11 protein-coding genes are annotated in these 12,796 nt (G+C 71.1%); 6 read left to right on the forward strand and 5 right to left on the reverse strand.

From position 1 onward, the window contains the following. The first annotated feature begins 279 nt into the window (after positions 1–279). Positions 280–1,434: a glutathione-independent formaldehyde dehydrogenase gene (locus tag ACFVVO_RS31335; RefSeq protein ID WP_390059428.1), complete on the forward strand. Its 1,155-nt coding sequence runs from the start codon at positions 280–282 to the stop codon at positions 1,432–1,434. Between the two features lie 53 nt (positions 1,435–1,487). Here ACFVVO_RS31335 and ACFVVO_RS31340 read toward each other — a convergent pair whose 3' ends face one another. From ACFVVO_RS31340 to ACFVVO_RS31355, 4 genes are all read right to left on the reverse strand, one after another. Further along, positions 1,488–2,672 (reverse strand): hypothetical protein, encoded by a 1,185-nt coding sequence (locus ACFVVO_RS31340; protein ID WP_390059429.1) that lies wholly within the window; start codon positions 2,670–2,672, stop codon positions 1,488–1,490. Between the two features lie 148 nt (positions 2,673–2,820). Beyond that, positions 2,821–3,537: a lamin tail domain-containing protein gene (locus ACFVVO_RS31345; protein ID WP_390059430.1), complete on the reverse strand. Its 717-nt coding sequence runs from the start codon at positions 3,535–3,537 to the stop codon at positions 2,821–2,823. 295 nt (positions 3,538–3,832) lie between these two features. After that, the gene (locus ACFVVO_RS31350; RefSeq protein ID WP_390059614.1) at positions 3,833–4,963 is read right to left on the reverse strand and encodes a S8 family peptidase; all 1,131 of its coding nucleotides are present in this window, start codon (positions 4,961–4,963) and stop codon (positions 3,833–3,835) included. 341 nt (positions 4,964–5,304) lie between these two features. After that, the gene (locus ACFVVO_RS31355) at positions 5,305–7,119 is read right to left on the reverse strand and encodes an arabinofuranosidase catalytic domain-containing protein (protein ID WP_390059432.1); all 1,815 of its coding nucleotides are present in this window, start codon (positions 7,117–7,119) and stop codon (positions 5,305–5,307) included. A gap of 355 nt (positions 7,120–7,474) precedes the next feature. Between ACFVVO_RS31355 and ACFVVO_RS31360 the strand changes: the two genes are divergently transcribed. The 3 genes from ACFVVO_RS31360 to gap all read left to right on the forward strand — a co-directional run bounded on the left by ACFVVO_RS31360 (position 7,475) and on the right by gap (position 9,797). Continuing rightward, on the forward strand, positions 7,475–7,630 hold the full coding sequence (locus tag ACFVVO_RS31360) for a DUF6131 family protein (protein WP_199209266.1): 156 nt from the start codon (positions 7,475–7,477) through the stop codon (positions 7,628–7,630). Positions 7,631–7,733: 103 nt separating this feature from the next. Next, entirely contained in the window at positions 7,734–8,696 is a 963-nt protein-coding gene (locus ACFVVO_RS31365) for a GlxA family transcriptional regulator (RefSeq protein WP_390059435.1), read from the forward strand. A gap of 102 nt (positions 8,697–8,798) precedes the next feature. Further along, entirely contained in the window at positions 8,799–9,797 is a 999-nt protein-coding gene (gap, locus tag ACFVVO_RS31370) for a type I glyceraldehyde-3-phosphate dehydrogenase (protein WP_390059437.1), read from the forward strand. Between the two features lie 28 nt (positions 9,798–9,825). On the opposite strand, the gene ACFVVO_RS31375 is transcribed toward gap, so the two are convergent. After that, a complete protein-coding gene (locus ACFVVO_RS31375; protein ID WP_390059438.1) occupies positions 9,826–10,809 on the reverse strand; it encodes an ArsR family transcriptional regulator in 984 nt (327 codons plus the stop codon). Positions 10,810–10,866: 57 nt separating this feature from the next. On the opposite strand from ACFVVO_RS31375, the gene ACFVVO_RS31380 reads away from it, so the two are divergent. Both ACFVVO_RS31380 and ACFVVO_RS31385 read left to right on the forward strand, forming a co-directional pair. Beyond that, positions 10,867–12,171, forward strand: a complete 1,305-nt coding sequence (locus tag ACFVVO_RS31380) for an MFS transporter (RefSeq protein WP_390059439.1) — start codon at positions 10,867–10,869, stop codon at positions 12,169–12,171. Between the two features lie 88 nt (positions 12,172–12,259). Then, positions 12,260–12,547: a DUF1905 domain-containing protein gene (locus ACFVVO_RS31385; protein WP_390059440.1), complete on the forward strand. Its 288-nt coding sequence runs from the start codon at positions 12,260–12,262 to the stop codon at positions 12,545–12,547. The last annotated feature ends 249 nt before the right edge of the window (positions 12,548–12,796 follow it).

A 12,796-nucleotide genomic window follows, 5' to 3' on the forward strand; every position in this document is an offset into this window, starting at 1 on the left:
GGTGAGGAGTGCGCACGGTTGCTTCAAATCGGTGAAAGTCGCCCTTTCGTGATCAATGTTGCCCCTGAGGCAATGGAGTTGACGCGCGCGGGTCCGCGGCGCCGGAGAGCGCGTGCCTTTGCGGATCGGGCCGCGCGGGCGTTTGCTGGAAGTGTTCAGCGGCGCGACGAGGACTCCGCGGGACCACGGGGCTCGGGCCCGCAGGTCCGCCTGCCCGGGTGCTCTCAGGAGCGGCCCGTCACCGCCGCCGTCCGGCGTTCGACGCGGAGGTGACCGAAGGTGAAAGCCGTCGTCTATGAGAAGCCGTTCAACGTGACGGTGAGGGACGTCGACGATCCGCAGATACAGCACCCGAACGACGTGATCGTACGAGTCACGTCGACCGCGATCTGCGGGTCCGATCTGCACATGTACGAGGGCCGTACGGCCGCGGAAGCCGGCATCGTCTTCGGCCACGAGAACCTCGGCATCGTCGAGGAGGTCGGCAGTGGCGTGGCCTCGCTGTCGAAGGGCGACCGGGTCGTGATGCCGTTCAACGTGGCCTGCGGGTTCTGCAAGAACTGTCTCGCCGGGAAGACCGGGTTCTGCCTGACGGTGAATCCGGGTTTCGCGGGCGGAGCGTACGGCTACGTCGCGATGGGTCCCTACGTGGGTGGCCAGGCGGAGCGGCTGCGGGTGCCGTTCGCCGACTTCAACTGCCTGAAGCTGCCGCCGGGCGAGGAGTTCGAGACGGACTTCGTGCTGCTCGCCGACATCTTCCCGACCGGGTACCACGGCTGCGAGCTGGCGCAGGTGTCGCCCGGTGAGTCCGTGGCCGTGTTCGGTGCCGGTCCGGTCGGCCTGATGGCCGCCTACTCGGCTCTGCTGCGCGGTGCGTCCAAGGTCTTCTCGGTGGACCGGGTGCCCGAGCGGCTCGCCAAGGCGGCGGAGATCGGGGCCATACCCATCGACTTCACCAAGGGCGACCCGGCCGAGCAGATCAAGGAGCAGACCTCGGGCGAGGGCACCGACAAGGGCGTGGACGCCGTCGGCTACCAGGCCACGTCCCACAAGGACGTCAGCCACGAGGAGCCCGCCGTCGTCCTCAACACCCTTGTCGAGACGGTACGGCCCACCGGCATGCTCGGCGTGCCCGGCCTGTACGTGCCGTCCGACCCGGGCGGACCCGACGAGCACGCCAAGCACGGCCAGTTGCTGGTCTCCATCGGCCGGATGTTCGAGAAGGGCCAGCAGATGGGCACCGGCCAGTGCAACGTCAAGCGGTACAACCGCCAGTTGCGCGACATGATCATCGCCGGGCGCGCCAAGCCCAGTTTCGTGGTCTCGCACGAGCTGCCGCTCGAGGACGCGCCTGGGGCGTACGAGAAGTTCGACAAGCGGATCGAGGGTTACACGAAGGTCGTGCTGCACCCGGGCCACGCGCTCGCGGCATGACGTGACTCAGGGCCCGGGCGCCGGCTCCGGCGCCCGGGCCCTGCGGATCCGGCTCACAGGCTGCCTATGCCGTTTCCTCCTGGCGGAGGAAGGCGCGGGGTGCGAGGGGGCGAGGCGTCGGGTGTGCCGGGCGGCGGGGTCTCGGGTACGTTCGCGTCGATCGTCGATTCCTCAAACCGTCCGTTGCGGCCCAAGGGTTGCCCGGCACGCGTGATGGTCCGCCTTCCGCGGCGTACCCGACCGGGTATCGCGTGTTCGCCGGCGTCTTCGCCCATGCCTTCAAACACCTGCTGGAGACTGACGGCGTGAGGCTCGATGTCCGGCGTGTCCTCCCCAGGGCCGTCGGCGACCTCCTCCAAGCGTTCGAGCGACCGCAGGAGGTCGTCGGCGTCACGCTCGAGATGTGCAATGCCCGCCTCGGGGACATCCGAGAGCACTCGCAGATGGAGTTCCGCGGCGGCATGGGCCTGATCTGCCCAAAGCCAGTCACCGGCCTCACCATCGGGGTTCTCGAGGATCGCGAGCAGGCGACGTCCCTCTCGCAACGCCTTCTCCGCCGCCGTCCTGTGCAGGGCGATGACGGACGGCCGAAGCTCAGGGGGGTGGAACAGATCCCTCAGATCTTTCGCGGACGGCAGCAGAATGGCCGCGATCGAGGTTCCGGCCGTCGAAAGGGCGGCGGTGAAGGCGCCGCCGGAACCGCTGGAGACCAGAGCGACGGCAGTCGTGGTGGCCACGTGCGGGACGAGTGCCCGCGACACTCTCACAGCTCCCTTGAGGCGGAGTCTCCAGTATCCGGGCGCCTTGCCGGCCCGCGCTTTGTCGGCTTCCTGCCCGACGAGGTCGATGATGTCGTCGAGACAACCCAGCGCTTCGGCCCTGTCCTGCTCGGTCCTCGGGTTGCGCAGGGTGTCACGGGCCTCGGCCAGGTCGGCCAGGATTCCTGTGAAGGTGGGCGGTGGGGGGTCCTCGTAGCCCACGGACGCCAGGAGGCTGGGTACGAGGATGGCCAGGCACGTACACGCGTCCTCTGCATCGATGCCGCCGTCCCGCTCCGGCCCCTCGCGGATCACGTTCTCGGCCCTTGTGAGCAGGAACCTTGCGGATTCCAAAAGCCGCGTCGCGTCGGCGAGCCGGGCCGGTGTCGGCTCACCCCAAGCGGCGATTCGTTCAAGCCTGCGCTGCTGAGTGATGAACTCCGCCAGAAGCCGGCGTAGTTCGTCCGCGGACATGGCCATGCCCCCTCCCCCTGGTCACCGCACAGTGTGCGGGAAGCGGTCCTGTGGGGCAATACGGCCTATCGTCGGCCATGTGACGAAAAGCGGCCTGCGGCGCGCCACTCCGGGTGAGTGCCGCGCCGCAGGTCAACGGCTGCCGAGGGCCGGATCAGCGGTGGTTACCGTGCCAGCCGCCGTGGCGGCGGTCACCGCGGTGGTCGCGGTCGTCGCCGCGGCGGTCACCTCGGTGGTCGCGGTCGTCGCCGCGGCGGTCACCTCGGTGGTCGCGGTCGTCGTAGCGGCGGTCGTCGCCGCGGTGGTCGCGGTCGTCGTAGCGGCGGTCGCCCCGGTGGTCGCGGTCGTCGTAGCGGCGGTCGCCCCAGTGGTCGCGGTCGTCGTAGCGGCGGTCGTCGCCGCGGTGGTCGCGGTAGCCGCCGCCCCAGCGGCCGTGGCGGTCGTTGCCCCAGGAGGCGGAGTCGATGTAGCGACCGCGGTTGTCGCGCAGGGTCGCGGTGTCGTTGTTGTCCCACACCTGACGGCCGCGGTCCTGGTAGACGTCACCGGCGCGGTCCCGGCCGATGCCGGTGTGGACGCGGACCGTCTCGCGGCCCTCGAGCCGGAAGTAGCGGAAGACGTAGGTGTGACCGTCCTCGTCGGACAGCGTCCAGCCGTTCAGGTTGACGTCGCGGCGGCCCTCGTTGCTGATCTCGACCCACTCTCTGTTCAGGGCGCGGGCGTCGCGCACGTGTGAGCCGTGCTGCACGGCGCTGATGACGACCTGTGCGCGCTGCGAACGGCCGTGGTCGGCAGCCGAGGCCGGCAGTGCCGCCGCGCCCACGACGGCCGCCGCAGCGACGGTGGCGGCAGCGACACTACGTGCGGCCACGAAGACAGAAGCGGACAAGGTGTCCCCCTTCTCAGGGTTGTGCGGGTGGCGGCCGGGCGGCCGCACAGCCACACCGTGCAGGCCGCGGGCCGCGCCGCCGGCGCCCACACGAGGCCCGTTACGGTTCACGCATATTTCCGTGACTCTAGGATGCAATGTCCATTAATGCGGTGAATGAGTCATCTGAGGACGTCGCCCGGTACATCCCGCCCGGGCTGGTCGTACCGGCCTCACCCGAAAGTGAGTAACAGTCAGCGGCCCGGCGAGAGGGGTCGCCGGGCCGCGGGTGGTGTCGTTACCCGGTCACCTTCAGCAGCTTGTTGGGCGTTCCGCCGCCGGCATTGGTGATCTTGTCGGCGGTCGCCCCGCCGGTCAGGGCCGTGGCGACCTGAGCCGGTGTGGCGTCCGGGTGGCCGGCGAGGTAGACGGCGGCGGCACCGGTGACGTGGGGGGTCGCCATGGAGGTGCCGGAGATCGTCTTGGTCCCCTCGTCGCTGTCGTTCCAGTCCGAGGTGATGTCCGATCCCGGCGCGTACAGGTCGACGAGGGAGCCGAAGTTGGAGAAGTCGGACTGCGCGTCGGCGTTGGTGCTGGAGGCGACGGTGATGGCCTCGGGCACCCGGGCGGGCGAGCTGTTCTTGGCATCGGCGGACTCGTTGCCGGCCGCGACCGCGAAGGTGACACCGGCGGCGATGGCCTTGCCGACCGCCGCGTCGAGGGCCGGGTCGGCGCCGCCGCCGAGGCTCATGTTGGCGACGGAGGGGCCCTTGTGGTTCTTGGTCACCCAGTCGATGCCGGCCACGACCTGTTCGGTGGTGCCTGAACCGTTGTTGTCGAGGACTCTGACGGCGACGATCTTGGCCTTCTTGGCGACGCCGTGGGCGGTCCCGGCGATGGTCCCGGCGACATGGGTGCCGTGGCCGTTGCCGTCGTCGGCGCTGTCGTCGTTGTCGACAGTGTCGAAGCCGTAGGAGGCGCGGCCTCCGAAGTCCTTGTGGCTGATGCGCACGCCGGTGTCGATGACGTACGCGGTCGCCCCTTCCCCGGCCTTGTCGGGGTAGGTGTACTTGTGGTCGCCGGTCGTGTCGGCCTGGTCGACCCGGTCCAGGCCCCAGGACGGCGGGTTGTCCTGCGTGGCGGTTGTGTGGAACTTCTTGTTCTGGACCACGGTCGAGACCTCGGGATCGGCGGCCAGCCGCCTGGCCTCGGTCTCGGTGAGGCTCGTGGCCGAGAAGCCGTTGACCGCCGATCCGTAGGTGCGGCCGAGTTCGCCGCCGTACTGTTCCGCCAGGTCCGCCTTCCGCGCCTGTGACGCCTTCTGGTCCAGCAGGACGATGTAGCTGCCGGCGACCGCTCCCCGGGCGTGCGTCCCGTAGACCGTGCCCTCGGCGGGGCGTTCGGCGTGAGCAGTGGGCGACACGGCCATGGCGGTGCCGACGACGGCCGTCACGGAGGCGATCGCGGTGGCGATCCTTGCCTTCCCCATGCGGTGCTGATGGGTCGTCAAGAGGGGTCTCCTCGTCGTACGTGGGGGGTTGAGTGGGGGACGCACCGGCGACGAAGGCCGGTGCGTCTCGGAGCGTGCCCAGTTGTCACGCACAGATCAACCCCGTGCGTGCGGGAGGGAAGCCGCTCCCGCACACACCTCCACCAGATCCCCTCGCCCTCGGTGGAACCCGTGGGTATAGCCGCAGCTCCCGGCAGTGATTGAAAGCAAAAAACAACACCGGAGGAGCCTTTGTGACTTTTCCTGCACTCAATGTGCACTCAGCCGAGCCGGAACCTCTGCGCCGCCGATCCGTTGCAGTCCCAGATCTGCAGCCGGGTGCCGTTGGCGGTGGCGCCGCTGGGCGAGTCGAGGCAGCGGCCCGACTGCGGGTTCAGGAGCGACCCGTCCGTCTGCTGCACCCACTTCTGGCCGCCGACGCCGTCGCAGTCCCACAGCTCGACCTTCGCGCCGTTCGCCGTTCCGTTGCCTTCGATGTCAAGACAACGACCCAGCGTACTCAGGGAGTTGTCGGCATGGTGGAGCCAGTGCTGGTCGACCGCCCAGGTCTGGCAGTCCCAGAGCTGTACGGCGGTGCCGTTGACGCCGGTGTCGTCCGCCGCGACGTCGACGCACTTGCCGCCGGGGCCGGCGACGGGCGCGCCGCCGTTGACGGAGAACCTCTGGGCCGAGGCGCCGTCGCAGTCCCAGATCTGCAGCCGGGTGCCGTTCGCGGTGGCGCCGCTGGGCGAGTCGAGGCAGCGGCCCGACTGCGGGTTGAGCAGCGAACCGTCGCTCTGCTGCACCCACTTCTGACCGCCGGCGCCGTCGCAGTCCCACAGCTCGACCTTCGTGCCGTTCGCCGTTCCGTTGCCGTTGATGTCCAGGCACCGGCCGAGCGTGCCGAGCGAGCCGTCGGGGTTGTGGGTCCAGAACTGGTCCTCGGCGTACGACTGGCAGTCCCACAGCTGTACGGCGGTGCCGTTGACGCCGGTGTCGTCCGCCGCGACGTCGACGCACTTGCCGCCGGGACCGGTGACCGTGCCCTGGGGGCCGCCCGGCACGTCCGTCCGGCCGGAGTAACCGACCGAGACGATGTTGGCCTGCACGTCGTTCTCGGCGGCGTCGGTCGGATAGCCGGCGACCATCACGCCCTCGAAGAAGGTGCCCATGTTCCAGTTGCTGTTGTCGCCGCCCGTGCCGAGGATGATGCCGCCCTCCTGGTGCATCGGCTGGTAGCCGCCTCGGGTGGGCAGGGCGCCGTCCCACCACGTGGTCAGCGGGCCGGACTGGGCGTTGCCGCCCTTCAGGGCGTATCTCGTCCGGCCGTTGTTCTTCAGCACCGCCGTGACGTACGCGCTGTTGTTGCCGCGGTTGGCGGTGTTGGAACCGTTGTCGCCCTGGAACATGCCGTTCTCCAGGTCCGCCTCGACCCAGGGCCCCGAACCGGTGCACGGCGCGAAGTAGCACGTGGTCGCGATGCTGACCGCGTCCATGTGGCCGTTTCCGGTGTCGGCGGGTGTGCTCTCGGCGTTGCCGTAGTCGAAGCAGCAGGCCGAGCCGACATGGGTGCCGCTGGCCACCATGTAGGCACCCTCGGGCTGTCCGTTTACCGCGACGCCCGAGGCCACGCCGGTGTAGCGGTAGCCGACGCCGGGTGAGATCCACACGCCGTAGACCTTGTGGCCGCCCGCGGTGACCGCGATCTCACTGGCGTCCGCCCCGCGGTCCGCGCCCATGCCGGCGGTCCCGGCGGGTCCCGGGGTCAGGTCGTTGTGGCGTGCGGTCTGGTCGTAGATCTTCGTGATGCGGCAGGTCGTTCCGCCGCAGAACGTGTCCTGCCGGCCGGCGTCCGCGTAGCCGCCCGCCGACAGAAGCCCGATGTCGGAGGCGGCGCCGTCCGAGGCCCGGGTGACCCGGTACAGAGGGCCGTTGTAGGCGCCGTAGAGCGCGCGCACCGTGCTGTGGGCGGCGACGCACGGGGTGCCGGCCCCGCCGTAGATGTCGCAGGGCTGCGAGCCGGCGGCCTCGGCCGGCCCGCTCAGGCCGGCCAGGGCGCCGAGCACGAGCGCCAGGACGGCCAGCAGGGATCGCACGCGTGCGTACGGGCGCCGCGGCGGCCTGGGCCCGGTGCCGGCTGTGACTTCCGTTCCGGTTCCGGGTCCATGTCCCTGTGCGGGCCCGGGTCCGGTGACTGCAGATCTCTCTCCGCGCATCGTCTGCTCCTCGAAGGACGGGACGTGCTGCCAACAAGGTGGGGTGTCAGCCGAGTTCGTCTTTCGTTGCGGCCGTTGCGGAACGTACGAAGCGCGGTCGATGACGTCAAGATTTGTTGCTTCAGCCTTATTTAAAGTTTTGGATCTGTCCTGAATTGTTGCTTCCGCGGAGGGCTTGATGTCTCACTTCGGGGCACACGGACACAAGGAGCGTTACTTCGACAGGAGGCACGTCATGATCGCCCTCGGAGTCATCCTGCTCATCATCGGCTTCCTCACAGGGATCTCCATCCTGTGGACCATCGGCATCATCCTCGTGGTGATCGGCGCGGTCCTGTGGATCCTCGGCTCCATGGGGCACGCGGTCGCGGGGCGCAAGCACTACTGGTAGGACCCGGGGCCGTTGTGGGGGCAGGGACGCGGACCGGTAGCCCGGCCGCAGAGCCGGGCACACCGGTCCGCGGTGTGTCCGGGCGCCGCGTACCCTGCTGCTCGTGGCCGCCTCAGCTCCGCATCCGCACCGTGTCGCCGTGCTCGTCCTGGAGGGTGCGAAGCCGCTGGACGTCGGCATTCCCGCGCAGGTGTTCACGACCCGGGCGAGCATGCCGTACGAGGTGCGGGTGTGCGGGGCGGCGCCCGGTCTGGTGACCGGTGGCGACGGTCTGTCGTACCACGTCGCGCACGGCCTGGAAGCGCTGGCGTGGGCCGAAAGCGTCTTCATCCCCGGATACCGGTTACCGGACCGCGATGACCCGCCGCGGGCCGTCGTCGACGCGCTGCTCGCCGCCCACGACCGGGGCGCGCGGCTGGCCGCGATCTCGACGGGGGCCTTCGCCCTCGCGGCGACGGGCCTGCTGGACGGCCGGCGCGCCACGACGCACTGGCACTACGCCCGGGCGCTGGCGGCGCGGCACCCGCTCGTCCGGGTCGACGAGAACGTGCTCTTCGTCGACGAGGGCAGCGTGCTGACGTCGGCCGGTGCCGCCTCCGGAATCGACCTGTGCCTGCACATCCTGCGCCGGGATCTCGGAGTCGCCCCGGCGAACCACGCGGCCCGGCGCCTGGTCGCGGCGCCCTATCGCAGCGGAGGCCAGGCGCAGTACGTGCCGCGCAGCGTGCCCGAGCCGCTCGGCGAGCGGTTCGCGGCGACCCGCGAGTGGGCGTTGCACCGGCTCGGCCGGCCGCTCACCCTGGACGTGCTCGCCCGCCACGCGGCGGTGTCGCCGCGCACGTTCTCGCGTCGTTTCGTGGAGGAGACCGGGTACACGCCGATGCAGTGGGTGATGCGGGCCCGCGTCGACGTGGCGCGCGAGCTGCTGGAGCGTTCGGAGCGGAGCGTCGAGCAGATCGCCGCCGACGTCGGTCTCGGCACGGGGGCGAATCTGCGGCTGCACTTCCAGCAGGTGCTCGGGACCACACCGAGCGAGTACCGGCGCACCTTCACGCGCGGCGAGTAGCCCGCCGCCCGCTGGCGCGATCCTTGCGAACCGTGGCGATCCCGTCGCTGTCCGCGGCCGCCGCCGCCTGCGAACCTGGTGGCGAGCGAAGGGACACCACTCATGACTCGTATCGCCATCAATGGTTTCGGCCGCATCGGACGCAATGTGCTGCGGGCCCTGCTGGAGCGCGGCAGCGACTTGGAGGTCGTGGCCGTCAACGACCTCACGGAGCCCGCCACGCTGGCGCGGCTGCTCGCCTACGACACGACGGCCGGCCGGCTCGGCCGCCCGGTGACCGCCGACGGTGACGCCCTCGTCGTCGACGGCCGCCGCATCAGGGTGCTGGCCGAGCGTGAGCCGGAGCGGCTGCCGTGGGGCGAACTCGGCGTCGACATCGTGCTGGAGGCGACCGGCCGTTTCACGTCGGCCAAGGCAGCCCACGCCCATGTGGCCGCGGGAGCGCGCAAGGTGCTCGTCAGCGCGCCGTCGGACGGCGCGGACGTCACGCTCGCGTTCGGGGTGAACACCGGTTCCTACGACCCGGCCCGGCACACGATCGTCTCGAACGCCTCCTGCACGACCAACGCGCTCGCCCCGCTGGCGGCGGTGCTCGACGAACTCGCGGGGATCGAGCACGGCTTCATGACGACGGTGCACGCCTACACGCAGGAGCAGAACCTGCAGGACGGTCCGCACCGCGACGCCCGCCGGGCCCGCGCCGCCGCCGTCAACATCGTGCCGACCACGACGGGCGCCGCCAAGGCGATCGGCCTGGTGCTGCCGAACCTCGACGGCAGGCTGTCGGGCGACTCGATCCGGGTGCCGGTTCCGGTGGGCTCGATCGTCGAGCTGAACACGACCGTCGCGCGTGACGTGACGCGCGACGAGGTGCTGGCGGCGTACCGGGCGGCTGCCGAGGGACCGCTGTCCGGCGTCCTGGAGTACTCCGAGGACCCGCTGGTGTCCTCCGACATCACGGGCAACCCGGCCTCGTCGGTCTTCGACTCGGCCCTCACCCGGGTCGACGGGCGTCATGTGAAGGTGGTCGCCTGGTACGACAACGAGTGGGGCTTCTCGAACCGTGTGATCGACACGCTCGAACTGCTCGCCGCCGGCTGACCGGACGCCCCGGCGGCGCGGCCGGGCGCTACCGGCACAGTGCGTCCCCCAGGGGTGTGCGCGAGTAGCGGACGGTGCGGCCGCTGCGGGTGCGGCTGAGCAGGCCCGCGTCGTAGAGGACGGCCAGGTGCTGGCTGACGGCGCTCGGGGTGACGTCCAGACGGTGGGCGAGTTCGGTGGTGGAGGCCGGTTCGGCGAGCAGGCACAGCAGCCGGGCGCGGGGGCGGCCGAGAAGCCGGCTCAGGGCTCGGTCGGTGACCGGGGGCGGTGTCTCGGAGAGGGTGGCGCGGCCGCGGGCCGGATAGACGAGGAGCGGCGGGCGTGACGCGTCGATCATCGTCTGGGCACCGCGCGCGAAGAGCGTCGGCATCAGCACCATGCCGCGTCCCGCGATGCGGATGTCGGCCGACGGCCACGGGGCGGTGTCCCCCTCACGGTTCAGGCGCAGGTGGCCGCCGGTCCACACGAGCCATGGGTCGAGCCCGGCGAACAGGGCGGCCGCGCCCCGTTCCGCCAGCACCCGCGACCGGTGGGCGAGATCGGCCTCCATGATGCTCTGCGTACGCGGCCACCACGCGTCGGCGAGACAGGTGCGCCAGTACGCGTCGAGGGCGTCGGCGAGCCGCGCGAGGAAGGCCGCCGGGTCGGCCAGGCCCCGCGCGACGAGCGGGGGGAGGGTGTCCGTGGTGCGGTAGGTGGCCCGGAAGTCGGCGGCGACGACGTCCGGTGGCGTACGGCGGACCTCGTCGAGTTCGTGCGCGAAGACCGGCCGGGCCCGCGCCGGGCGCGGGGTGAGGAAGTCGGGCACCCACAGCCAGGGGGCGACCAGGACGGTGAGCAGTTCGCGGTCGAGGTGCTCCAGGCGCGGGCGAATGCGGCGCAGCCACGGCCGGTGGTGCGGGTACCGGGCGGGGTCGTGCAGACAGCGCAGCGAGAACACCGCCTCCTGCAGCGGGGAGTAGGCGAAGGAGGTGGTGGCCAGGTCGCCGACGGCGAAGCGGAACTCGATCATTGAGCGTCACGCTAAATCATTGTCGGACCGGGACGAGGACGGGGTTGGCTGTCGGGCATGACCACCACACCACTTCCGAAGGCCCTTGACGAGGACGGCAGTTCGCGGGCGGGGCGGGCGACCCGGGCGGGCGGGCTGCTGCCGGCCGACCCGGTGCTGCGCCTCGCCACCGTGCTGACCGCCGTCAACTCCCTGGGCAACGGGCTGTACTTCCCCCTCGGCGTCCTGTATTTCACTCGTATCGTCGGTCTGGAGGCGACCGCTGTCGGGCTCGGGATGACGGTCGCGGGCCTGGTGGGCGTGGCCGCGGGGGTGCCCGCCGGACGGGCGGCGGACCGGTGGGGCGCCCGGCGGGTCGGGTCCCTGCTGTGGGGCGGCACGGGGATCGCCACGGCCTCGTACGTCCTCGTGGGCTCCTACGCCGCGTTCGTCGTCGCGGTGATCTGCGCGACGGGACTGCAGATGGCGAGCCGCGGGGTGCAGGGCGCGCTGTACGCGGAGGTGCTGCCGCCGGCGACGCGGGTGGAGGCGCGGGCGTATCTGCGGATGGTGACGAACGTCGGGATGGGGCTGGGAGGCGCTCTGGGCGCGGTCGCTCTGCAGGTGGACACGCGGGGCGCGTACCTGACGGTGATCGCGCTGAACGCGCTGTCCTTCGCGGGCCCCGCGCTGCTGCTGCCCCGGCTGCCGCTGGCGTCGCACGCGCGTGAACGTGCGGTCCCGGCCGCCGGCGCTCCGGCGGGCGACCGCTGGCGGGCGGTGCGCGACCTGCCCTTTCTGTCGGTGACGGTGCTCAACGCGGTGCTGGTGGTGCAGTACACGCTGGCCGAGGTGGGGCTGCCGCTGTGGATCGTGGAGCGCACCACGGCGCCGCGCTGGACGGCGGCCCTGCTGATGATCGTCAACTGTGTGCTGGTGGCCCTGCTTCAGGTGCGGGTCGCCCGGCGCGCCTCCCAAGTGCCCACGGCGGTACGGGCGATGCGCTGGTCGGGGCTGCTGCTGGCGGCGGCCTGCGCGGTGTATGCCCTGTCCGCGGGCCTCTCCCCCGTGTGGGCGGTGCTGTCGCTGACGGCCGGGGCGGTGGTGCAGGTGTTCGCCGAGGTGCTGTCGGCGGCGGGTGGCTGGACCCTCGGCTACGAACTCGCCGACGCCCGTGCGCACGGCGTCTACCAGGGGGTGTTCGGCACGGGCGCGTCGGCGGGAATGATGGCGGGACCGGCCCTGGTCACGGTCACCGCGATCGCCCACGGCACCTTCGGCTGGGCGGTGCTCGGCGTGGTGTTCGCTCTCGCCGGGCTCTGCGTGGCCCCGGCCGTGCGCTGGGCCCGGCGGGACGGCGCCTGGCGGGGCGAACCGGCCTGACACCCCGGCCGGCGGCGAGGGCGAGACGCTCTCCCGGCGGGTACGCTGAGCGCGGTCCGACCCTCCTCGGTCAACTGGAGTATCCCGCATGGAACTTGTCTTCGACGGCAGGGTGATCGAGTGGCGTGGGCCGTCCCCGTTCTACTTCGTCGCCGTGCCCGAGGAGGAGTCCGCCGACATCCGGCAGATCGCCTCGGCGGCCACGTACGGCTGGGGAGTCATCCCGGTCGACGCCCGGATCGGCGGCAGCGACTTCTCCACGTCGCTCTTCCCGAAGGACGGCGGCTATCTGCTGCCGCTGAAGAAGGCCGTGCGTGCGCCGCAGGGTCTGTCGGCGGGTGACGACGTGACCGTGAAGATGGCCGTGCGCCTCTGACCGGTCGCCGCCGGGCCTCAAACCCTGAGCAACAACCGGAATCCATGGTTCCGTGACATCCCTCACAGCACTCCCGCGACATGGGCGGGCCGGTTAGTAGACACCGCTCTGGCGACATATGGGATTTGTCCGTCTTGGTGCGGGAGTGGATCAGGCCCGGCCGGACGGCGTTCCGTCCGGTCGGCCGCGCCTCCCGTCCTCGCGGCGTGGGACGGTTTCTGACGGAGCGGCAGCGGTGGGTGCGCCCCG

Origin of the sequence: Streptomyces sp. NPDC058145, from assembly GCF_042884245.1 — a bacterium.
Classification (GTDB): domain Bacteria; phylum Actinomycetota; class Actinomycetes; order Streptomycetales; family Streptomycetaceae; genus Streptomyces.